21 protein-coding genes are annotated in these 21,642 nt (G+C 41.9%); 16 read left to right on the top strand and 5 right to left on the bottom strand.

What is annotated here, in order from left to right; all coding sequences use genetic code 11:
- The 7 genes from ACESMA_RS16150 to ACESMA_RS16120 form a co-directional block, all read left to right on the top strand.
- A partial coding sequence (locus ACESMA_RS16150) for a RagB/SusD family nutrient uptake outer membrane protein (RefSeq protein WP_372949888.1) occupies positions 1-1,062 on the top strand: 1,062 nt, incomplete at its 5' end.
- A 238-nt stretch (positions 1,063-1,300) separates the two neighbouring features.
- A complete protein-coding gene (locus ACESMA_RS16145) occupies positions 1,301-2,314 on the top strand; it encodes a PmoA family protein (RefSeq protein ID WP_372949887.1) in 1,014 nt (337 codons plus the stop codon).
- A 17-nt stretch (positions 2,315-2,331) separates the two neighbouring features.
- Positions 2,332-3,699, top strand: a complete 1,368-nt coding sequence (locus tag ACESMA_RS16140) for a Gfo/Idh/MocA family protein (protein WP_372949886.1) — start codon at positions 2,332-2,334, stop codon at positions 3,697-3,699.
- 17 nt (positions 3,700-3,716) lie between these two features.
- Complete coding sequence (locus ACESMA_RS16135) at positions 3,717-4,586, top strand: sugar phosphate isomerase/epimerase family protein (protein WP_372949885.1); 870 nt, start codon at positions 3,717-3,719, stop codon at positions 4,584-4,586.
- 5 nt (positions 4,587-4,591) lie between these two features.
- On the top strand, positions 4,592-6,064 hold the full coding sequence (locus ACESMA_RS16130; protein ID WP_372949884.1) for a Gfo/Idh/MocA family protein: 1,473 nt from the start codon (positions 4,592-4,594) through the stop codon (positions 6,062-6,064).
- Positions 6,065-6,107: 43 nt separating this feature from the next.
- Positions 6,108-7,460 carry a Gfo/Idh/MocA family protein gene (locus ACESMA_RS16125; protein WP_372949883.1) on the top strand — a complete coding sequence of 451 codons (1,353 nt, stop codon included), beginning with the start codon at positions 6,108-6,110 and terminating at the stop codon, positions 7,458-7,460.
- Between the two features lie 129 nt (positions 7,461-7,589).
- Entirely contained in the window at positions 7,590-8,354 is a 765-nt protein-coding gene (locus ACESMA_RS16120; RefSeq protein ID WP_372949882.1) for a TIGR03915 family putative DNA repair protein, read from the top strand.
- A 67-nt stretch (positions 8,355-8,421) separates the two neighbouring features.
- On the opposite strand, the gene ACESMA_RS16115 is transcribed toward ACESMA_RS16120, so the two are convergent.
- From ACESMA_RS16115 to ACESMA_RS16100, 4 genes are all read right to left on the bottom strand, one after another.
- Complete coding sequence (locus tag ACESMA_RS16115) at positions 8,422-9,624, bottom strand: uracil-xanthine permease family protein (RefSeq protein WP_372949881.1); 1,203 nt, start codon at positions 9,622-9,624, stop codon at positions 8,422-8,424.
- Positions 9,625-9,790: 166 nt separating this feature from the next.
- A complete protein-coding gene (locus tag ACESMA_RS16110; protein ID WP_372949880.1) occupies positions 9,791-10,594 on the bottom strand; it encodes a DUF1080 domain-containing protein in 804 nt (267 codons plus the stop codon).
- An 81-nt stretch (positions 10,595-10,675) separates the two neighbouring features.
- Entirely contained in the window at positions 10,676-10,930 is a 255-nt protein-coding gene (locus ACESMA_RS16105) for a DNA-binding protein (protein ID WP_372949879.1), read from the bottom strand.
- A 261-nt stretch (positions 10,931-11,191) separates the two neighbouring features.
- Entirely contained in the window at positions 11,192-14,005 is a 2,814-nt protein-coding gene (locus ACESMA_RS16100; RefSeq protein ID WP_372949878.1) for a glycoside hydrolase family 3 N-terminal domain-containing protein, read from the bottom strand.
- 222 nt (positions 14,006-14,227) lie between these two features.
- Between ACESMA_RS16100 and mnmA the strand changes: the two genes are divergently transcribed.
- The 6 genes from mnmA (at position 14,228) to nadD (ending at position 18,349) form a co-directional block, all read left to right on the top strand.
- Positions 14,228-15,406: a tRNA 2-thiouridine(34) synthase MnmA gene (mnmA, locus tag ACESMA_RS16095; protein ID WP_372949877.1), complete on the top strand. Its 1,179-nt coding sequence runs from the start codon at positions 14,228-14,230 to the stop codon at positions 15,404-15,406.
- A 30-nt stretch (positions 15,407-15,436) separates the two neighbouring features.
- A complete protein-coding gene (locus ACESMA_RS16090; protein ID WP_372949876.1) occupies positions 15,437-16,312 on the top strand; it encodes a YicC/YloC family endoribonuclease in 876 nt (291 codons plus the stop codon).
- A gap of 72 nt (positions 16,313-16,384) precedes the next feature.
- Positions 16,385-16,702, top strand: coding sequence for a nucleotidyltransferase domain-containing protein (locus ACESMA_RS16085; protein ID WP_372949875.1), 318 nt, complete (start codon positions 16,385-16,387; stop codon positions 16,700-16,702).
- Complete coding sequence (locus ACESMA_RS16080; RefSeq protein WP_372949874.1) at positions 16,699-17,085, top strand: HEPN domain-containing protein; 387 nt, start codon at positions 16,699-16,701, stop codon at positions 17,083-17,085. Before ACESMA_RS16085 ends, ACESMA_RS16080 begins: the two co-directional genes overlap by 4 nt.
- The gene (gene gmk, locus ACESMA_RS16075) at positions 17,085-17,663 is read left to right on the top strand and encodes a guanylate kinase (protein ID WP_372949873.1); all 579 of its coding nucleotides are present in this window, start codon (positions 17,085-17,087) and stop codon (positions 17,661-17,663) included. Before ACESMA_RS16080 ends, gmk begins: the two co-directional genes overlap by 1 nt.
- A gap of 77 nt (positions 17,664-17,740) precedes the next feature.
- Positions 17,741-18,349: a nicotinate (nicotinamide) nucleotide adenylyltransferase gene (gene nadD, locus ACESMA_RS16070; protein ID WP_372949872.1), complete on the top strand. Its 609-nt coding sequence runs from the start codon at positions 17,741-17,743 to the stop codon at positions 18,347-18,349.
- A gap of 1 nt (position 18,350) precedes the next feature.
- On the opposite strand, the gene ACESMA_RS16065 is transcribed toward nadD, so the two are convergent.
- Positions 18,351-19,217: a ChaN family lipoprotein gene (locus tag ACESMA_RS16065; RefSeq protein WP_372949871.1), complete on the bottom strand. Its 867-nt coding sequence runs from the start codon at positions 19,215-19,217 to the stop codon at positions 18,351-18,353.
- 87 nt (positions 19,218-19,304) lie between these two features.
- On the opposite strand from ACESMA_RS16065, the gene ACESMA_RS16060 reads away from it, so the two are divergent.
- From ACESMA_RS16060 to ACESMA_RS16050, 3 genes are all read left to right on the top strand, one after another.
- Positions 19,305-20,243, top strand: a complete 939-nt coding sequence (locus ACESMA_RS16060; protein ID WP_372949870.1) for an alpha/beta hydrolase family esterase — start codon at positions 19,305-19,307, stop codon at positions 20,241-20,243.
- Entirely contained in the window at positions 20,244-20,861 is a 618-nt protein-coding gene (locus tag ACESMA_RS16055) for a class I SAM-dependent methyltransferase (protein ID WP_372949869.1), read from the top strand.
- Between the two features lie 106 nt (positions 20,862-20,967).
- Positions 20,968-21,627, top strand: coding sequence for an outer membrane beta-barrel protein (locus tag ACESMA_RS16050; RefSeq protein ID WP_372949868.1), 660 nt, complete (start codon positions 20,968-20,970; stop codon positions 21,625-21,627).
- The last annotated feature ends 15 nt before the right edge of the window (positions 21,628-21,642 follow it).

Here is a 21,642-nt window from a genome sequence, read left to right as displayed (position 1 = left end):
TGGACCAAAGCCAAAAATGCTGCAAAAGCAGTTATGGATTTGGGTACAGTTAAACTGGCTGATTTTGGAGCACCTGACCAGCAAGCCGTGGCCCTGAATTATTTTACTTTTTTCAAGACCAAAGACCTAGCGGATGACGAAATTATCTGGGGCCGAATGTTCCGCCCGGATGTTGGAGCCACCCATAATCAGAACAGGACCTGTGGGCCCAACGGGATCAATAATTTTGGAAGAAACAGCCCCATGCAGCAAATGGTAGATAGTTATCAAATGAATGATGGTTCTGACTTTTTCGACCATTTTACCATTGAGGAAAGTGGAGAGTTTGGAAAATATGTTAATGATTCTGAGAAATTCACTTATGAAAATCCTTACTATTTTCGCGAGCCAAGATTCTATGCAAGTGTCCTTTATGATAGCGCTGTATGGCAACCACGTTTTCCCAACTTGGCCGATACTGATCCACTTGGAATACTTGACATTCGAACCAGAGAAGTAATCGAAAACGGACAGACCGTATATTTCAGATACGGTATAGATACACGTAATGGTCCTGTTGAAAACTGGAACGGTAATTACGGCGGGTATCGTTTGAAAAAATTTATGGATGACGAAAGTATTGGAAGAGACCAGAATAATGAAAACTCCTGGATCTTTATGCGGTATGCCGAAGTTTTATTAAATTATGCTGAGGCATGTCTTGAATTGGGAGAAGAAAACGAGGCCGCCACTTACATCAATATAATTAGAAACCGAGCTGGTTTGCCCGATTTTGTCGGTGATATCAGAGATGCCTACCACTATGAAAGAAAAATTGAACTATTTGCAGAGGATATCCGGTGGTATGATATTCGCCGTTGGAGAATGTTGGAAGAATTGCTACCTAAGACAGTTTTAGGAATTAAAATTGATGAAATAACCATTGATGGTGTAAAGACTACAACATGGGAAAGATTAAGAGCAATGCCAGATAATAACGTAGTTGAAAAAATGTACTGGATTCCAATTGAATCGGATGAGTTAAAACGAGCACCGAAATTAGTACAGAATCCTGGATACTAGGAATTAGAATTCTTTTAAAAACATACTGCTCGCATGGGCAGTATGTTTTTCTGTTTTTATGCATCATTTCATCATTTAGAAACTGCTATTTTTTTTAGTTTCTGAAATGCCCCAAAACAGATTTTAAATTGATGCTGAGAAATATTTAAATTTCATGAGTATTCTCACAAAAAACTTTTATATTAGCAACCCGTGTGCGAACACGGAAAAATGATTATAAACTTAAATCCATTAACCAATGAAACGGTATATTTATCTTCTGTCCTTTCTCATTTTTGCAGCAGGTTGTTCATCTACAGCGCAAAAAGTTCAGTTTAACCACGACGAAGCAAACAACAAAGTAGATGTTTATTTCGGCGACAGTTATTTCACTTCCTACATCTACCCGGATGACATGGAAAAACAGGTGTTGTACCCCATAGTTACAGCATCCGGCAAGGAAATTACCCGGGGTTACCCCATTAACCCGAGGCCTTTTGAACGAACCGACCACCCGCACCATGTGGGTTTGTGGCTCAATTTCGGCGATGTAAATGGTCTCGATTTCTGGAACAACTCCTTTGCCGTGAAACCGGAAAACAAACACCGTTACGGTTCCATAAAATTTAAGGAAATTGTAGAAACCAATCCGAATACCGGCAAATTGGTAACTAAAGCCGATTGGGTTGATAATGATGATGAAGTTCTTCTAAATGAAATTTCGACCTTTGTTTTCAGCGAAAAAAATGGTGTTCGCACCATTGACCGGACTACCGAACTTACCGCAATAAAGCCGGTAACCTTTACCGAAAACAAGGAAGGAATGCTGGGCCTGCGAATGGACAGGGCGTTTGAAGAACCTGCCGACAAACCTGGCAGATTTTTGGATGCCGACGGAAATGTAACTGAAGTTCCGGTTTTAAATAACGAAGGTGTAAACGGCGTTTACCGTAATGTCGAAGGAATAACCGGCGGCGATGTGTGGGGAAAAAGAAGTCCGTGGGTTGCCTTACGTGCCGATAAAGAAGGTGAAGTGATTACAGTGGTTATTTTCGATCATCCTGAAAATCCGAATTACCCGGCGTGGTCGCATGCACGCGGTTACGGCCTTTTTGCCTCCAATAATTTTGGTGGCCGGGCAGTGGATAAAAATGCCCAACCGGTAAAACTGGAGCTTCAGCCCGGGGAAAAAGTGGTTTTCAAACACAAAGTGGTTATTGGCGGCGACCTGACCGATGAACAAATTTCAGCAATAAAAAACAATTTTAAATAATCAAACCAATTTGAATCATGGAAAAAAACAGCGAAAATTCAAGAAGAAAATTTATTCGGAATGCCGCAACAGGTGCTTTTGTTGCTGCCGTGGCGCCCGGTGCTTTAAAAGCAGAAACCATTGAAGCGCCCACCATTTTGCCTTCAGGAGCCAAAGGAGCAAACGACAGAATTCGGGTAGCCGTTTTGGGCGTTTACGGCAGGGGAAAAAATCACATCAGCGAAATTATGGAACTTGCCGACAAGGCCAATGTTGAGGTGGCAGCCCTGTGCGACCCGGATATGATTGTTTTACAGGAACGTGCAAAAGAATTCAAAGATAAATATGGAAAAGATGTAACCATTGAACAGGATTTCCGGAAAACCTACGAAGATAAAACCATTGATGCCGTGGCTCTTGCTACGCCAAATCACTGGCATGCTTTACAAACAGTTTGGGCTTGTCAGGCCGGCAAAGATGTTTACGTTGAAAAACCGGCTACACACAACATTTACGAGGGCAAAAAAATGATTGAGGCCGCCTACAAATACAACCGAATTGTGCAGCATGGAGTTCAGTTGCGCAGTTCAGTGGCCATTCGCGAAGCTGTGAAACACCTCGAAGAAGGTTTGATTGGCCGTGTTTACATGGCACGTGGCTTGGTTTACCGCTGGCGTCCCGACATTGGCGATAAAGGTATCTCAAAAGTTCCCGATGGATTAGATTATGACTTGTGGACGGGCCCTGCTTCACTGCGTCCCTTCTCGCGTAATCTGGTGCATTACAACTGGCACTGGCACTGGGATTACGGCAATGGCGATGTGGGCAACCAGGGCATTCACGAAACAGATTTGTGTATGTGGGGTCTGGGTGTAAACAGTCTGCCCGAAAGAATTACTTCCATGGGTGGAAAATTCCTGTGGGACGATTGTAAAGAGGTTCCCGAAATTCAATCCTCCATTTACCACTATCCGAAGCAAAAGAAAATCATTCAGTTTGAAGTGCGTAACTGGTGCACTAACCTTGAAGACGGCGCCGGCGTAGGAAATATTTTTTATGGCGATAAAGGGTACATGGTAGTGAAAGGTTATGGCACTTACGAAACTTACATGGGACAAAAACGTGAACCGGGACCGAAACGTTCGGAAGGCGGAGAGCTTACACTACACTTTCAAAACTGGTTTGATGCCATCCGCGCCCGCGACATGAGTATTCAAAACGGCCCGGTACAAACTGGTCACCTCTCATCTTCTCTGGCTCATTTGGGTAACATTTCATACCGGCTTGGCCGCCAGCTCGAGTTCGATCCGGTATCCGAGCGGTTTATTGGCGAAGGCGAAAACGAAGCCAATGCAATGTTGAGCCGTAATTACCGCGCTCCTTATATTTTACCAGAAGTGGTTTAATTGAAAATGAATCAGAGATGATAAAAAAAAACATTTTTACAGGGATATTTCTGATGGCGGTACTGACCTTTTTTTCCTGCAATTCACCAAAGCCCGATACTTTTCTCTCTGAAATCGGTGTTTGCACCAGCGTTTCCAATGCCGACATGCTGGCTACACAAGGATATACTTATGTTGAGGAAAGCGTGGGCGGTTTTTTAATGCCAGCCAAAAGTGAAGAGGAATTTAATGAGATTCTGCAACAGGCACAAAATGCTGCCATTCCGGTAAAAGCCTGCAACAGCTTTATTCCCGGGAGTTTAAAAAGTGTTGGACCCGAAGCGGTGCATCCCGAAATTCTGGAGTATATGGAAATCGCTTTTCGCAGGGCACAAAAAGCCGGTGTGGAATACATTGTTTTTGGTAGCGGCGGTTCCCGGGCAGTTCCCGAGGGTTTTTCAAAAGAAGAAGCACTGCGCCAGTTTACCGACCTTTGCAGCCAGATGGCGCCCATTGCGGCCAGATACGACGTGGTGGTTGTGCTCGAACCGCTTAACAAAAAAGAGTGCAACCTGATCAACTCAGTTTTGGAAGGCGGAGTCATTGTGGAAGAGGTAAATCATCCCAACTTCCGGCTTTTGGCCGATATTTACCACATGATGATGGATGGCGAAGGGCCGGAAAGCATTGAAAAATACGGTCATTTGATTGAGCATACCCACATTGCGGAAAAAGAAGGCCGTGCAGCGCCCGGTACCCATAACGAAGATTTCACAGCCTATTTCAAAGCATTAAAAGAGGTTGGTTACGAAGGAAAAATGTCGATTGAATGCCGGTGGGAAGATTTGGAAACTGAGGCACCCACAGCTATTCAGGCTATGAAAAATCAGTTGGTAACTTTAAACTAAAAAGTATGGAAAATTCCAGACGTTCTTTTATTAAAAAATCAGCCATTGGCGCTGCCGGAATAACTATCGGGGGAATGGGTTTCAGTGCAAAATCCTATGCTTCGATCCTCGGCGCCAATGAGCGTTTCCGGATTGCAGTTTGCGGAGTAAACGGCAGAGGAAAAAGTCACATCAACGGCCTCGGAAATCTCGAAAATGTTGAAATTGTTTACCTGGTTGAACCCGACCGACTGGTTTTGGAAAACCGCGTGGCAGAGGTCCGGGAGAATGTTGAAAACAGTTCCCGCGTGAAAGGGGTTGCAGATGTCCGTCATGTACTTGACGACAAAAATATAGATGCCATTAGTGTAGCTACGCCCAACAACTGGCACTCATTAATGGTTATTTGGGCAGCGCAGGCCGGCAAACACATTTATGTGGAAAAACCTGCCAGTCACGATGTTTATGAAGGACGTGTGGCTTTGGCGGCAGCAGAAAAATACGGTATAGTGGTACAGCATGGAACCCAGCGCCGAAGCAGTCCGGAGTGGGCAAAACTTATTGGTGAAATTCGTTCAGGGAAATACGGCAAAATGCTGGTTTCGCATGGTTTCGCGTGCAAACCCCGTGCAGGTATTGGCTACAAACCTTTCACCAATCCGCCTGAACACCTGGACTGGAACCTCTGGAGAGGACCTTCCGTCGTTGACCGTTACCACGAAAATCTGGTTCATTACAACTGGCACTGGTTCTGGCAGGTCGGAAACGGAGAACTCAACAACCAGGGAACCCACCAGTTGGATGTGGCATACTGGGCGCTTGATCCGGAAGTTGAAAATACGCATCCGGTTCGTGTGATGGCCATGGGTGGCAGGTTTTCCTGGGACGACCAGGGTGAAACGCCCAACACCATGTTTGCCGTTGCAGAATTTAAAAACGGACAACGTGTTTTCTTTAATGTCCGCAATGTAAATCATGAAGGGTACCAACGGGAAGTTACCAACCGGTTTTATTTTGAAGATGGCGGAAGACTTCACGAAGGTGGCGAATATTTTTCGCATAACGGAAGCCAGCCCCGGGATGTGCCTGTGAAAGAAGTTCCCATTACACCGGGAGGAAATTACGGCAGTTTTGTGGCTGCATGCCGGGCCGGCAATCCTTCCATGGCGAACGGTAACATGCGCGATGCACATTACAGTTGCACACTCGGGCACCTTATGAATATTTCATATCGTTTGGGAAAAGAAGTACCATTTAATGCCAAGGCAGGCAAATTTGGAGACGATGCCCTGGCTTTCGAAGAATTTATGAAGATTCATGAAATTGCCCGCGATGGCATGGGAGTTCCGGTAGATCAGGCCAAATATGTAGTTGGACCATGGCTGGAATTTGATGGTGAAGCCGAACATTTTGTCAGAGACCATTCCGTAGAAGCCAACCGGTTGCTTTTTGATCCAAGAAGGGCGGAATTTGATATCCCCTCGCCAAATTCGGTGTGAAATAAATTAAAAATCAGTCAATTCTAATTTTAAAACGAAAAATATGGAAAATTCAAGAAGACAGTTTATTAAAAAATCAGCCATTGGTGCAGCCGGCATTACCATTGGGGGGCTGGGTATGTCGGCAAAAAGTTATGGCAACATTATGGGCGCCAACGATAAAGTCAGGGTTGGAATCCTGGGTTTTTCAAATCGGTTTAAAGGTTCTTTGGGAAAAGCATTTCTGAAGTATGCCGATGAAATGAATTTTGAGTTTTTTACGGTTTGCGATATCTGGAACCGTCGCCGCGACGAAGGTCAGGCCTGGTACAAAGAAACCACAGGAGGAAAGCTGGACACGGCAAGGAATACCGACGAGCTTTGGGGGCAGAAACCTGATGCAGTTATTTTAAGTACAGCCGATTTTCAGCACGCTTTGCTTACAGCAGAGGCAGTGCGGGCCGGTGCCGATGTGTATTGCGAAAAGCCGTTTGCCGAAACCATGGACGATGCCAACGAAGGTCTGAAAGCGGTTAAGGAAACCGGAAAAGTGATAACTATTGGTTCGCAGCGCCGCAGTGGTCCAAATTACCACGCTGCCCATGACTACATTCAGTCGGGCAAGTTTGGGAACATTATTGCTGTGGAAATGACCTGGAATGTGAATCAGCCCGGGCGGTGGCGTTTGCCTCACCTCACTTCGCAAATTAAAGAATCTGATACCGACTGGAAACGGTATTTGATGAACCGGCCTTACGAGCCGTGGGATGCGCGCAAATATCTGGAGTACCGACTTTTTTGGCCCTACTCCTCGGGAATTCCCGGACAGTGGATGGCTCACCAGATTGACACCGTTCACTGGTTCTCTCACCTTCCGCATCCACGTTCAGCAGTTGCCAATGGCGGCATTTACATGTGGAAGGACGGACGCACAAATTTCGATACCATGACCGCGGTGTTCGATTACGGTCCGTTGGATAACATGGACGAAGGCTTCCAGGTAATTTATTCTTCGCGCCAGAATAACTCTTCGGGCGGAACAAAAGAATGGTATTTCTCCAACGGAGGAAAGCTCGACCTCGATACAAATAAAGTAAACAGCGATGGCGGTTTAAGGGAAAACCACGCCAAAGCAATGGGAATGAAACCATTCTTGCTTGAAGATTTTGAACTTCCGCAAATGAAAGTAGAAACAGACGCTGATACCGGATCTGATCCTTTAACCAACGCTCACATGAAAAACTGGATGGAGTGTGTGCGCAAAGGCGACCCGAAAACCAATGCACCGGTTGAAGCCGGTTACAGCCATTCTATTGCAAACATAATGGTTACGGCAGCATTGCGCACCGGTCAGCGTGCTACATTCGACGAAAAAACCAAACAGGTGATGGCCGGAGGAAAAGTGTTTAAATACTAGTTTCGCATAGATTTTTAATTTAAAAGTTCCCTGGTGATTTTTGCCGGGGAATTTTTTTTTATAGAGAGTTCATTTTTTTTGCAAAATCAAAGAAGTATTTTATAGGTTTGAAGAAACGAAATTAGATGTATGTTGATTTTCAGTTACGACGGCACATTCGAAGGTCTGCTCACCTGTATTTTTATGATCTACAGCAGAAAACGGATTCCCGATGAAATACAAACAGCTGGAAAACAACCGGAAAACCTGTTTGCCGAAGTGATAAAAATCGCTTCTGATTCAGAAAAAGCCAATCGGGTTTGGAAAGGAATTCAACAAAAAATGTCTGGTAAAAACAAACAATTGCTCTATTATGCTTTTTTATCAGAAGAAAAGGGAATTGAAATAAAAATCCTGCGGTTTGCCCGGCGGCTATTCAACGAAGAAATAAATATTGAAACTGACCTCGGCGATTCGGATGTGCTGGATGTCATTCAATTTGCCCGAAAAGTGAAAAAGGAAGCCATGCGTATGATGCAGTTTGTGCGGTTTCAGCAAACCAAAGACGGGTTGTACTTTTGCGGCATCGAACCAATTTACGATGTTTTACCTCTGGTGGTGGGGCATTTCAAAAAACGATTTGCAGACCAGCAGTGGCTGCTTTACGACCTCAAACGAAATTACGGAGCTTTTTTCAACAAAAAAACGGTGGAGGAAGTAGTTCTGTCCAGTACGGAAATTAACCGGAAAACCGGGCAGGTGAGTGAAAATGTGCTGAATGAAGGGGATGCATTTTACCAGACACTTTGGAAATCGTACTTCGAAAACATCAGTATAAAAGAACGAAAAAACCTCCGGTTGCAGCGCCAGCACATGCCCCGGAGGTTTTGGAAATATCTTACGGAAAAACAATAATTTAATTCACCTATTTGAATTTTTTCACCTGGTAACTTGAATTCACCTGGTGAATAACAGAATAGTCCTACTTATCCTTTTTTGTTTGCGGCAGCAGAATATTCAGCAAAATTCCAACCAACGCTGCCAAACCAATTCCGGCAAGTGAAAACGTTCCGTATTGAATAATAGCCCCGCCAATTCCAACGGTAAGCACCACCGAAACAATAACTTGATTACGAGTTTCTCCCATATCAGTTTTGGAGTCCACCAACGATCGGATTCCAATGGAAGCAATCATACCAAATAATAACAGCATAATTCCACCCAAAACCGATTGGGGAATAGTTTTTAGAAAGCCGCTTATTTTTCCCACAAAAGCAAAAACGATGGCTGTTATGGCAGCAATGCGCAGTACAAACGGATTGGTAATTTTGGTAAGTGTAATGGCACCGGTAACTTCGGAATAAGTAGTGTTGGGCACACCACCGAAAAATCCTGCAACTGCTGTGGCAATTCCATCGCCCAGTAACGTACGGTTTAACCCGGGTTTTTCAATAAAGTTCTTTTTGCACACACCACCAATAGCATACATATCGCCTACGTGTTCAATAATGGGTGCAATGGCTACCGGAATCATGTATAATATAGCCTGCCAGTGAAACTTTGGTGTTGTAAATTCGGGCAACATAAACCACGTGGATTCTTTAATGGCCGTGTAATCTACTTTTCCCCAAACCACTGCAGCCAGGTACCCCACAATTATGGCAATAAAAATTGGAATCAGTTTAGCCATGCCTTTTCCGAAAATAACCACGATAATGGCTGTCAGCAATGCAATAACTGCCAGTGGCCAGTCGCTTTTTGCCATATCCACAGCAGCTGAGGCCAGCGACAAGCCAATAATCATAATTACAGGGCCAACCACTACCGGAGGAAAAAGCCGCTCAACAAAAGTAACACCACGTGCTTTTACCAGCATGGAAACAATTCCGTAAACCAAACCTACGGCAATAATCCCGGAAAGTGTTCCAGGCCAGCCATAAAGTTTGGTTGCTTCAATTATAGGGGCAATAAAAGCAAAACTGCTTCCCAGAAAAACAGGTACTTGCCCGCGGGTAATCAGGTGAAATATTAGGGTACCGATTCCTGCAGTAAATAAGGCTACTGAAGGATCTATTCCCACCAGAAGTGGTACTAAAACGGTGGCTCCAAAGGCAACAAAAAGAAATTGGATTCCCAGTACCGTGTTTTTCACAGTAAGCTGGTCGCGAAAGGTTTTTTGATTCATGCGAAATTGAATAAATTGATTTGTGCAAAAAAAGTGTTTTCCAGTTATTTATTCAAAAAAAGATGTTAACAAAAAATCTACAATTGACGATTTTAATTTTCGGGAAATAAAAAACCCACCTCAAAAAAGAAGCGGGCTTGTTTTTTAATCACCTGAGAAGCCTGAATTATTGCAAAATTTCAGCCGGAATTTCTTCAATAGATTTAATTTTTATATTTCTTAAAAAAACTTCCCCGCCTTCAGACTGGAATTGAATTTTTCCTTTTGAAAGTGGTTCGATGTTACCTTCGCCAAGGTATTTCCCCGAGTTGAAGTTTACCATATTAACGGTTTCGTTTACCACGTGCACCGAGGTTGTTCCAACGCAATATAGTTCAATGGTGTTCCACTCGCCAATTGCTTTTTCATAATCGCCGTTTTTGGCTACAACCCGGGTTTCGGTATCAGGTATGGAAGGAATCAATTCAGCTCCTTTTGTGTAAACATATTTTCCTTCTGCATTTTTTTCCATTGGTATTTCGCAATACGATTTTCCCATTCGATATGAATCGCCAATATTCCCGGTCCAAAGCTGTAATTCGTGTGAGCTCATCCAAACGCCCAGCCCAGCTCCAAAATCGCCGTAACTGTGATACAGCAATCCTGAGTTTCTTCGCGAGTACACTTCCTGTCCCCATTTTAGTTCCACCGACAAATGGTAGTTTTCAAATTCTTCTTTTGTTGCCAGCGAAGCATTAACCTCGCCCGAAATGCGGATAACATTTTCGCCATCCAACTCTACAACCGAAAACAGGTTTAAAGGATCGTTATTCAGTCCAACGGGATCGCCATCTTCTTCAAGAGGGCCAACCCAGGTTTCCCATCCGTCAAGGTTTTCACCATTAAATAATGGTTGCCAGGGCTTTTCGGTTTGACACGAATAAAGGGCTAAAAGAATTGTAGCACTGATAAATAAAAAATACTTTTTCATTTCGATTAAATTTTTGGTTAAAAAAAACTGCCCCATAAATATAGGACAGTTTTATAATATTTTTATAAATTTTCCTTTAAATCAAACCGTTTCTGCATGAATAAGTTCTTTTGCCCTGTCAAGAATTGCTGTATCGTCAAGAAGAACTATGCCGCCATTTGGACCTGGTTCCATGTGAATTCCAACTGCTGCTCCGTTTGTGTAATTTGCACCTCCAAAATAATTCCTGACGGTTTCCTCGGTGAGGTCAAATTCTTTTGCAATTTTTTTAATGGAACCGTCAGGCAAGCTGTCTTTAATTTTACGCAGCTCGTTAAATGTGATTTTATTCTCCATAATGCTAAAATTTTATTTTGTAATAATTATAAATTAAATACGTCTGAACCTGTAAATTTAAAATTATATATTGAAAAAAGAACTTAAATCTATCACTGTTTTGTTCTTATTGTATCCGGTACATTTGTACGGAATTTAAAACGAAATGGTTATTTTATACAACTTGTTGACTTTGAGTTATAAACCATTGCAGTATTGCAGGTTAAGTCTTGAATCTACATAATATAATTAACTTTTTTTAACCCCGTAGCATTTTAAAAGTCAAAGGCAATCGTAAATTGACTGGTGCATGGCAGTTCTTATATTCAGGTTAAAAAGTTGAAGGTTTTCGCGTGTAGGATGAACCCGGTTCGACATGAAGATGAACAGCGTTCCGTTATCCGGATCGGCCCAGGCCATGGTGCCGGTATAGCCCGTATGTCCGAAACTGTTTTTGCTTGCACTTACAGCCGGATAAGCATCTTTTAGCTTGTTTTTATGGTTGTCAACCAGTGGTTTGTCAAATCCCAGTGCCCGCCGGTTTTTGCTGTTCGGAAATTGCCTGCGGATAAATTCATTTACGGTTTCTTCGGAAATAAACTGTTTTCCACCAAAATAACCCTTTTGCAGGTACATTTGAAACATTTTAGCCAAATCATTTGTGTTGCTAAAAAGTCCGGCATTCCCCGAAATTCCGCCCAGCATGGCAGCTCCTTCATCGTGCACAAATCCCCGCAGCCTTTCATTTCTGAAAAAATCGTCGTTTTCTGTTGGGATTATGTTTTCGAGCGGAAAATGCAGATACGGATTGTAGTTTAATGTCCAGGCACCCAATGGCCGGAAAAATGTTGTTTTGATGTATTCTTCATAAGGCAACCCGGATAAATTACTGATGATTTCAGGGAATATATGAAAGCTGAGATCGGAATAAACGTATCTTTTTGAAGGAATTGATTTTGCCATTCGGATAGTATCGAGTATATTTTGTTTAAAGTTGTTGTTGAGGTATAAATGTTCAGAAATTCGAATCTGGAATTGTTCGGAAGGTTGGTGGGAAAAAATTTCACGGTTCAATTTACCTTCTTCGTCAAGTCCCATGCGCCAAAATGGAATCCAGCCGGGAAGCATTGCCTGGTGGGTTAAAAAATCGCGCACCGGCAACCGGCCTCTGTCGGTTCCTGCAAAAGGCGGCCAATAGGTGCTAAAAGGTTTATCCAGGTCAATTTTCTTTTCTTCAACCAATTTCATAATGGCAGGAAGGGCAGCGGTAACTTTGGTTAATGACGCCAAATCATAAATGTTTTCTTCGGTTACTTTCTGTTCTTTTTCGTAGGTATGGAAACCGTAACATTTATGAAAAATTACATTCCCGTCTTTGGCAATGAGGACCTGACATCCCGGATAAGCCTTGTTTTCCAGTCCGAGATTGGCCAGGGAATCAATTTTCCCTGAAAGTTTTTCCGAGTTTATTCCAACTTCCTCAGGAATGGTATAGGAAAATGTTTTATTGTTTTTAATGGTTAATCCATCGCCGGGTAGAAATCTTTTATCTACAGTTACCGGAAGTTTTCCGGTGGCATCGAATGCTCCAAAAACCAGTTGCGCTGCCAGTTCCTGTATTAACTGAGTATTTTGATAAGCCAAAATTAATCCTTTTGCCCGGTGAATATTTTCAAAGTGTTTTAAAGCATAGGCATTGCCAAAGAACACGGCAATCACATTGTTGTCCCTGATAAAATCGGCCAGAGCATTCCGCTGCAATTCTGTCGTTCCATATTTTCCCGAAGGATAAAGGTTTATTCCCTGAATTCCGGCTATCACCAGATTGTAGTTGTCCAGTTTTTTTCTCAGGTTAAACATTTCACGTGCTGATGCATTTTTGCTCAAAACAAAATGGTCAATCTGCGTGTATTTGTCCATCATTTTCTGAAAGGGGGAAATGTTTTCTGCCCCAATCATTACCGAAGCAATTTTTAGGTTGGCCAGATCCTGCACCGGCAACACGTCCTGGTTGGCTAAAACAGTCATTGCACCTTTAATCAGTTTCCGGTTGGTCACTTCAAAATAAGGTGAATTCAGCCGCGCAGAGAGGTTGATGGTGTTTGCAGGTTCATAAATATGCAAACCGGCCCAGCGTTTGGCAGCCAGCACTCTGCGGCATTTGGTTTCTATTTCTTCCAAAGAAATTTCTCCACTTGCCAGTGCATTTTTAACTGAAGCAATGGCTTTCCCGATGTCTGGCACAAATTCAACCATATCGTTTCCGGCTTTCAGCGCTTCGAGTTCCGCATATCCTTTATCAGTCTGCACACCTTTCATATTCATGGCGTCAGTAATTACCAATCCCTGAAATCCAATTTCATTGCGCAAATAACCATCTATTATTTTTTTTGAAAGCGAAGAAGGCGTTCCCGAATCGTCGAGTGCCGGAACTTCCAAATGAGCCGACATGATTCCCATAATTCCCATTTCGGTCAGGTATCTGAAAGGAAAACTCTCCACAAAATCGAGGCGATCTTTCGGGTGATTAACAAGTGGAAGCACATGATGTGAATCGGTTTCGGTATCGCCATGCCCCGGGAAATGTTTAGCCACTGGAATTGCACCGGCATCCTGCATGCCAAGTGCCACCCAGCCTGCTTTTTGGGACACGTTGATTTTGTCTTCACCAAACGAACGAAAATTGATGACAGGATTTTGTGGATTGGTGCTCACATCAGCAACCGGTGCAAAGTTTATGTGGATACCCATTTGTTTCATTTGCCGGGCAAGATCGCGTCCCATCTGGTAAATGAAAGTGGAATCCTGAATAGCGCCAATGGCTTGTGCGTAAGGGTATTGAATAGTGCTGTCAATACGCATGGATAATCCCCACTCTCCATCAATGGCCACCAGCAAAGGAATTGCCGAATTTTCCTGAAATTCATTGATCCACCGGGTTGTTTTCATCGGGCTGCCCTGCATAACAAGAATTCCTCCGGGTTTAAAATGCTGAATTAAATTAATCATACTGTTTTTTGCAGCCTCACTCTGCCTTGGATAAATCGTTACCATCATCAGTTGGGCAATTTTTTCGTCCAAGGTCATTTGCTCCATTTTTTCATTAACCCAATGGTCATTGGTCAATAATAAAAAGTCTGGTTCCAAGGGTTTTGGAGGTTCCTCCGCATACAGAATTGTATTAGAGGAAATCAAATAAAACAACAAAAACAAAAGTATTTTTATATGGGTTTGAATATTCACTTCTTTCAGGATTTTTAATTTTTAAAGCTGTAAAAGTATCAAAAATAAACAAATAACTTCCTACTTTTGCAGCCTATGAGCAGGGTAGTAATCGGACTTTCGGGCGGAGTGGATTCCAGCGTGGCTGCATTCCTTTTAAAACAACAGGGGCACGACCTGGTGGCATTGTTTATGGTGAACTGGCACGAACGGGTAGGAGCGGTGACCAGCGCCTGTACCTGGGAAGAGGATGCGCTGATTGCCAAAATGGTGGCCAAAAAACTGGATATTCCGTTTCATATTGTCGATTTGAGCAAGGAATATAAAAGACGTGTGGTGGACTACATGTTTGCCGAATATCAGGCAGGCCGTACACCCAATCCCGATGTGCTTTGCAACCGCGAAATCAAATTCGACACTTTTCTGGAAGAAGCCCTGAAATTAAATGCCGATTTTGTGGCTACCGGTCATTACTGCCAAAAAGATTCCATAGAGGTGAACGGACAAACCATTCACCGGCTGATTGCAGGGAAAGATCGGAACAAAGACCAAAGCTATTTTTTGTGTCAGCTTAACCAGGAACAACTGGCCAAAGCGCTTTTTCCAATTGGCCACCTTACCAAACCGCAGGTACGCGAAATAGCCCGAGAACAAAACCTGCCTACCGCAGAAAGAAAAGATTCACAGGGAATTTGTTTTGTGGGGAAAGTAGATTTGCCCACTTTTTTGCAACAGCAACTTCAGCCTAAAACCGGAAACGTAATTGAAATTCCGGTTGCATTTATGGCAAAGAAAAAGCAGGTTGATATTTCCGAAGAAAATTTTCGGAAAATCTGTTTCCCGTTCCCATACAAGCCTTGGAATGGAGAGGTTATTGGTGAACATCAGGGCGCGCATTTTTATACCGTAGGACAACGAAAAGGCCTGAACATTGGCGGGCACAAAGAACCGCTTTTTGTGCTGGGAACCGACGTTCAGCGAAACATTGTGTATGTTGGCGAAGGCCAGGAACATCCCGGACTTTTTCGTCCCGGACTTTTTATTGCCCGGGAAGATGTGCATTGGATTCGGCCTGATTTGAAAATGCAAACTGGAGAGAAAATGGAATTTGACATTCGCATCCGGTATCGCCAGCCACTTGAAAAAGGTACACTGCATGTAAAAGAAGAGGGTATTTATAATCTTTTTGAAAACGAACAACGGGGAATCACTTCAGGGCAGTTTGCAGCATGGTACCTGAAAGATGAGCTTATTGGTTCGGGCGTTATCGCATAAAAAACGTAAATTCGTAAAAATTTAAATTCTATGATAAAATCGATGACAGGCTTTGGTAAAGCCGAATTTGAGGTGAATAATAAAAAAATCACTCTTGAGTTAAAAGCACTTAACAGCAAACAAATCGACATCAACGCACGCATTCCCTCAGTTTACCGCGAAAAGGAAATTGAAATCAGGAAAGAACTGGCCGAAAAACTAGTGCGTGGAAAGGTAGATGTAACCATTTATGTGGAGAATCACGGCGAAGATTCCAACAGTAAAATAAACGAGCCAATTCTGAAAAGTTATTTCGAAAGTCTGAAAAAAATTAATGATGAGCTTGGTCTTCCGACCGACCAGACTACCATGCAGGCCATTTTGCGGCTTCCCGATGTGGTAAAAACCGAATACGAAACGCTGGATGAGGAAGAGTGGCAGGTTATTTTACTGCACCTCAGAAAAGCGTTGGAAGATATCGATGATTTCAGAATAAGTGAAGGAAAAGCGCTGGAAACAGACATTATTGCTAATACGGAAAGTATTGAAAAGCTGCTCCGACAAATTGCACCATTCGAGGATAATCGCATGGAAACTGTGAAAAAACGGCTCAGCGAAAATCTCGAAAGGTTGAACCTGAATGGTAGTGTGGACGAGAACCGTTTTGAACAGGAGCTTGTGTATTACCTGGACAAAATGGACATGAACGAGGAAAAAGTGCGGCTGAATAACCATTGCAACTATTTTCTTGAAACACTGGCACAATCTGATTCCAGCGGAAAAAAACTGGCGTTTATTTCGCAGGAAATGGGCCGCGAAATCAATACCCTCGGTTCCAAAGCCTACGAAAATAATATTCAGCGGATTGTGGTACAAATGAAAGACCACCTCGAAAGGATCAAGGAACAGTTGTTAAATGTACTTTGAATAATCTATCCTGATCTGGATTTCAGCAAATGGGTTAATCATTGTATCTTTGATTAGGAAAAACATTTTATTATGAACGAAAGAGAACTTCAAAATAAAATTGCACAAACAATTTATAGTAAAGACCCAAGTGCTGAGGCTTATCTGTTCGGTTCTCGCGCAAGGGGCGATTACAAAGCTGATTCAGACTGGGATATTTTAATTTTGGTAGATGCCCCGGAGTTTACCAACGAATTGGATAATAAATTCAGACGCGATATTTATAAATTGTCACTGGAATCCGGACAAGTTATTTCAATTTTAATCTATCCTAAAAAATACTGGAAAGAGAAATTGGCTTACTCGCCTCTTTACGAAAATGTTGTTAAAGATGGATTAAAATTGAAATGAACAACAAAGAAGATTACATATTATACAGGATAAAAAGAGCTGACGAAGCTTATGATGAGGCTCTTTTTCTGGTTCAGAGAAAAAGTTGGAATACAATCGTAAACCGTCTTTATTACACGTGTTTTTATGCTGTTAATGCTCTTTTGTTGAGGAATAATATTAAACCTGGTACACACAGGGGGACTTTAAATCAGTTTAGTCTTCATTTTATCAAAACAAATAAAATTGACATAGAATATGGAACTTTGTATTCCCAATTATTTGACTTTCGCCAGAAAGGTGATTACGGCGATATGTTTGATTTTAAAGAAGAACAGGTTTCACCATTAATTGAACAGGTTTCTGGTTTTTTATCGGAAATCAAAAAACATATCCAATTTTAATGAAAGGCAAACTTGTAATATTCTCAGCACCATCGGGAGCCGGCAAAACAACCATCGTTAAGCACCTGCTCCAGCAGGATTTGGAACTTGAATTTTCAGTTTCGGCCACCAGCCGGGAGCCCCGGAAGGGTGAAGTAAACGGAATAGACTATTATTTTCTTACCGTAGATGAATTCCGAAAAAAAATTGAAAACGGTGAATTTCTGGAATGGGAGGAAGTTTACAGCGGCATCTTTTACGGAACCCTGAAAAGCGAAGTGGAACGCATTCGCAGCAAAGGTAAAAACGTGATTTTTGATGTGGACGTGGTGGGTGGTTCAAACATCAAAAAATTTTACGGCACCGAGGCGCTGGCTGTTTTTGTAAAACCTCCGTCAGTTGAAGAGTTGAAACACCGTCTGAAAAACCGTTCCACCGAATCGGAAGAGAAAATAAAAATGCGCATTGCCAAAGCAGAAAAGGAACTTGAATATGTTGGAAAGTTTGACGTGATTATTGTAAACGATGATTTGCCCAAAGCTTTAATTGAAGCTGAAAATGTAGTATCGGAATTTCTTTCAGAAAATGGAGAAAATTGATTTTGACAAAAAAAATTGTTCGTTATGAGCGAAAGATTTTTGGTTAAATTGTTCGTTTGAAACGAAAGAAAAAGAAAATGAAACAACCATCATCCAAAACCTTCCCCACAAAAGAAACCGGCTTGTATTTTGGCTCATTTAATCCGGTGCATATCGGACATTTGGCCATTGCCAATTACATGGTGGAGTTTGCCGGTTTAGATGAATTCTGGTTTGTTGTAACGCCTCAAAATCCGCACAAACAAAAGGCAAACCTGCTAAACGACTACGATAGGTTGGAGATGATGCAACTTGCAGTTGAAGGCGATTTCAGGTTGCAGGTTTCCGATATCGAATTTTACCTGCCCAAACCCAGTTATACTGTGGACACTCTGATCTATTTAAAAGATAGAAATCCGAACAGGGATTTCAAAATTCTTATGGGATCAGATAATCTCGAAAATTTTCACAAGTGGAAAAACTTTGAAACCATAGTGGAAAATTACGGCATCATTGTTTATCCGCGTCCGGGGTTCGACAAAACAAAGGTTCAGCAGCATAAAAACATTGTGATTGCTGAAAATGCCCCGCAGATGGAAATATCCTCATCTTTCATTCGTAAAGCCATTAAAAAAGGAAAAGATGTACGCCATTTTTTGCCACCAAAAGTTTGGGAGTATATTGTGAAAAAAGGGCTTTACAGGTAGTTCAGTATGTAGTGGTCATATCCTCATCCACACAAATGGTAAAATGGGCCTTGCCTTCATTTTTTTCGGTGAGTTCCGAAACATCTTCCTGCGAAACAGTGGTGATGGTTACAATATTCAGCTCAGGTTTGTGCTGTTTGAGGTACCAGTAAATGCTTTCAAAATTGTCGGAATGGTAGGCGCCGTGGTAATGAATCAGCAGTTTTTCCGGCGACCAGTTCTCCAGAATAAAATGTGCCATAGTGGCATCTTTTATGGCCTGTGCTTTGGGGAAATTTTCATTTGTGTGGCTGCCCATCCCTTCCATTTTCAGCATGTTTTTGTAAGCGGGCAGTTCAGAATCGTAGAGTATCGGTATTGGCGGTAAAAAAGCTTTGGCTTCATCTGAAAGTTCTTCCAGTCCTTCGAAACCTTTCGAATTAACCAGCGAGGCATAACGCCGTGGAATATTGGTAGCCACAAACCGTAATTCGTTTTTCCGGGCGAATTCAACCAGTGGTTTATAGTCTGTTTTGTAGTTATTCCACAAACGCACTTCGGCCTCAAACCGTGTTTGTGAAACGAGTCCGTTAAAATATTCGTCCAGAATAAGCTGGTTGTCGCTTTCAAACATTTCGGCTCCCAGAATCAGATTTGTGCCTTTTAGTTCGTACAAATCTTTGGTAAGTTCAAACTGAAGCCAGTGCGCAATGGCGTTGTTGTGCAGTTCGCCAAACAACACAATGTCAGCATCTTTTATTTGGTCGAGTATTTTATCGTATTTAACTTTTTTCCCTTTTTCGTTAAAAAGCAGGTAAGCGGGTTTATTGGTTTTAAATGCCGTAAAAACAAAAAACAAAACTAAAAGTACTATCGGATATTTCTTCATTATAATTTTTATTGATATGCTTGTAAAACAATATTCAGTGCAATCAGTTTTTAAATTGCGATTAATGATTCAAAACTATCACTTTTTATGGGGCAGAAAACAGTAATTTTCATTTTTCTGATTTCGGTATTTTTGAAAACCGAAGGGAATTTTCATTCGGAAACAATTTACATGAAACACGATGGCATGGACCGCTCTTTTGAACTATATGTACCCCAAAATTATTCTGCAGCCAAATCATATCCTGTTGTTTTTGTTTTACATGGCGGGGGTGGTACAGGTAAAGGACTGGAGCGGCATACAATGAGCAGGTTCAATCGTTTGGCTGAAAAAGATGAATTTTTGGCAGTTTACCCGAACGGATTTAAAAAAAGCTGGAATGACGGTACCCGAGATACTTTTAGTGTAGCCCGTAAAATGAATATCGACGATGTGGGATTTATTGAAAAAATTTTGGATAACATTGGTTCGAAATTTAATTTAGATGAAAAAAATATTTTTGCCTGTGGCATTTCAAACGGTGGGTTTATGGTTCAGCGGCTTGCCTTTGAATTGCCTGAGAAAATAAGAGGAATTGCAGTGGTTGCAGCTAATTTAAGTGAAGTGCAGTCAAAAAAAGAATATCCTGAAAAGCCTGTTTCAGTGCTGTTTATAAATGGCACTGACGATCCGATGGTGCCCTACAACGGAGGTCATGTTACCGTTTTCAGGCAAAAGCGGGGAGCAATTCTAAGCGTGGAACAAAGCCTTGAAATTTGGAAAACAATAAATGGATGCTCAGGAAAAACAAAAGAATCCGTTTTTCCGGATAAAAATAAAAAGGATGGATGCACTACCTTCAAGGTGGTATGGGAAAATCCGGAAATTCCAAAAATAAAGGTAGCTTCCATTAAAATTGATGGAGGCGGGCACACCTGGCCGGGTGCCACCAGGAATTTGCCCAAACAACTGGTGGGAAATACCTGTCGCGATTTTAACGGATGCGATGAGATTTGGAGTTTTTTTAAATCACTAACTATAAATTGAATGGTTGAATCAGGTTTTTTTTACAGCACAGTCATCGACCCTGTTCTGGCGGGAATGCGGAAAAGGGTAAACAGGGTAATTCCGAAAGGTCAAAATATACTCGATGTTGCCTGTGGCACCGGAGCCCAGGTGTTTGAGCTGGCACCCTTCGCCAGGGAAGTAACAGGAATAGATTTGTCAGAATCGATGATTCGCAAAGCAGAGCAAACCAAACAAAAGCGAAAGATTTCCAACGTCCTATTCCGGGTTTGCGACGCTACCGATAACTGGAAGTTTACTGACAAACAATTCGATATTGCCATCATAACCATGGCGCTTCACCAGTTTCCACCCGAAAACTATACAAGCATTTTAGGTGAAATGAAAAGGGTAGCTCAAAAAATCATAATTGTGGATTATGCTGTTCCGTTGCCACAAAACATAACCGGGTGGGGAAGTCGTGTGGCTGAATTTTTCGCCGGAAGAGAACACCACCGGAATTTCAGGCAGTATTATCGGGCAGGAGGATTAAAAAACATTCTTGCTGAAAATGATCTCACCATTCAACATCAGGTATTTCTTGCCAAAAGAGCTTTTCAGTTGGTGGTTTGTTCGCAACAGAATATTAATACTTATTAAGACAATTAACATCAATAAATCTAGTTTAACAAAAGTTTAAATGCATTAAGTTGGGTTAACACTTTTCATACTTATGTTTGAAACGTAATTTTAAAACCCAATTTTTATGAAAAACAAAAATCTAAAAATCAAGCTTGTCCTGTTTTTTTCTGTTTTAATTGTTTCTTTTGAAACACTTCATGCACAAACCGAATTTGGTCTAAAAGGCGGTGCATTATATTCCGGATTCCGGGATAATTATAAGGGAATGACATTCGATTTTGAACGAAAAAGCGGATTTCTGCTGGGAGTCTATTATAAAAAACACAATTTACTCGGCCCGGTTGGTTTGCAAACCGAATTTCTTTACCAGTTAAAAGGTGTTAACACTTACATTTTGTATCATGATTCTGAAAATTCCGGAGGATATTCAGAATTTGGATATTTTGATAAATCATCAGCGCCCTGGTTACGCGACACAGAAAATTATCACTATTTATCGGTACCGGTTCTGTTCTCAGTTTCTCCGTTGAAATTCCTTGATATTTATGCAGGTCCGGATTTGGGTTATCTCCTGTCATTTTCAGAAAACAGAAGAGTTACAGGCGATTTAAACCGTTTTTCTGCCGGACTGGCAACTGGCCTGGCCCTGAAATTAAGTGAAAACACCAAACTCGATTTTCGATTTTCTTCCGATTTCACCACACTATACGACATGGGCTCCACAAATCTGAAAAATCAGTCATTCTCTTTTTCTGTTCAGCAGGCGCTTTTTAGAAAAGAATAAATTCAAATAAACAAT

This window comes from Mariniphaga sp. (genome assembly GCF_041687215.1).
GTDB lineage: Bacteria > Bacteroidota > Bacteroidia > Bacteroidales > Prolixibacteraceae > Mariniphaga.
This window is presented reverse-complemented; position numbering and strand designations above follow the sequence as displayed.

What these genes read in the sequence shown, in the direction of transcription:
- ACESMA_RS16105 (WP_372949879.1), bottom strand. Translation starts at nt 10,930, where the DNA reads ATGGAGAATAAAATCACATTTAACGAGCTGCGTAAAATTAAAGACAGC.
- ACESMA_RS16115 (WP_372949881.1), bottom strand. Translation starts at nt 9,624, where the DNA reads ATGAATCAAAAAACCTTTCGCGACCAGCTTACTGTGAAAAACACGGTA.
- ACESMA_RS16090 (WP_372949876.1), top strand. Translation starts at nt 15,437, where the DNA reads ATGATAAAATCGATGACAGGCTTTGGTAAAGCCGAATTTGAGGTGAAT.
- ACESMA_RS16145 (WP_372949887.1), top strand. Translation starts at nt 1,301, where the DNA reads ATGAAACGGTATATTTATCTTCTGTCCTTTCTCATTTTTGCAGCAGGT.
- ACESMA_RS16110 (WP_372949880.1), bottom strand. Translation starts at nt 10,594, where the DNA reads ATGAAAAAGTATTTTTTATTTATCAGTGCTACAATTCTTTTAGCCCTT.
- ACESMA_RS16065 (WP_372949871.1), bottom strand. Translation starts at nt 19,217, where the DNA reads ATGAAGAAATATCCGATAGTACTTTTAGTTTTGTTTTTTGTTTTTACG.
- ACESMA_RS16080 (WP_372949874.1), top strand. Translation starts at nt 16,699, where the DNA reads ATGAACAACAAAGAAGATTACATATTATACAGGATAAAAAGAGCTGAC.
- ACESMA_RS16125 (WP_372949883.1), top strand. Translation starts at nt 6,108, where the DNA reads ATGGAAAATTCAAGAAGACAGTTTATTAAAAAATCAGCCATTGGTGCA.
- ACESMA_RS16055 (WP_372949869.1), top strand. Translation starts at nt 20,244, where the DNA reads ATGGTTGAATCAGGTTTTTTTTACAGCACAGTCATCGACCCTGTTCTG.
- gmk (WP_372949873.1), top strand. Translation starts at nt 17,085, where the DNA reads ATGAAAGGCAAACTTGTAATATTCTCAGCACCATCGGGAGCCGGCAAA.
- ACESMA_RS16120 (WP_372949882.1), top strand. Translation starts at nt 7,590, where the DNA reads ATGTTGATTTTCAGTTACGACGGCACATTCGAAGGTCTGCTCACCTGT.
- ACESMA_RS16140 (WP_372949886.1), top strand. Translation starts at nt 2,332, where the DNA reads ATGGAAAAAAACAGCGAAAATTCAAGAAGAAAATTTATTCGGAATGCC.
- mnmA (WP_372949877.1), top strand. Translation starts at nt 14,228, where the DNA reads ATGAGCAGGGTAGTAATCGGACTTTCGGGCGGAGTGGATTCCAGCGTG.
- ACESMA_RS16130 (WP_372949884.1), top strand. Translation starts at nt 4,592, where the DNA reads ATGGAAAATTCCAGACGTTCTTTTATTAAAAAATCAGCCATTGGCGCT.
- ACESMA_RS16085 (WP_372949875.1), top strand. Translation starts at nt 16,385, where the DNA reads ATGAACGAAAGAGAACTTCAAAATAAAATTGCACAAACAATTTATAGT.
- ACESMA_RS16100 (WP_372949878.1), bottom strand. Translation starts at nt 14,005, where the DNA reads ATGGAGCAAATGACCTTGGACGAAAAAATTGCCCAACTGATGATGGTA.
- nadD (WP_372949872.1), top strand. Translation starts at nt 17,741, where the DNA reads ATGAAACAACCATCATCCAAAACCTTCCCCACAAAAGAAACCGGCTTG.
- ACESMA_RS16060 (WP_372949870.1), top strand. Translation starts at nt 19,305, where the DNA reads ATGGGGCAGAAAACAGTAATTTTCATTTTTCTGATTTCGGTATTTTTG.
- ACESMA_RS16135 (WP_372949885.1), top strand. Translation starts at nt 3,717, where the DNA reads ATGATAAAAAAAAACATTTTTACAGGGATATTTCTGATGGCGGTACTG.
- ACESMA_RS16050 (WP_372949868.1), top strand. Translation starts at nt 20,968, where the DNA reads ATGAAAAACAAAAATCTAAAAATCAAGCTTGTCCTGTTTTTTTCTGTT.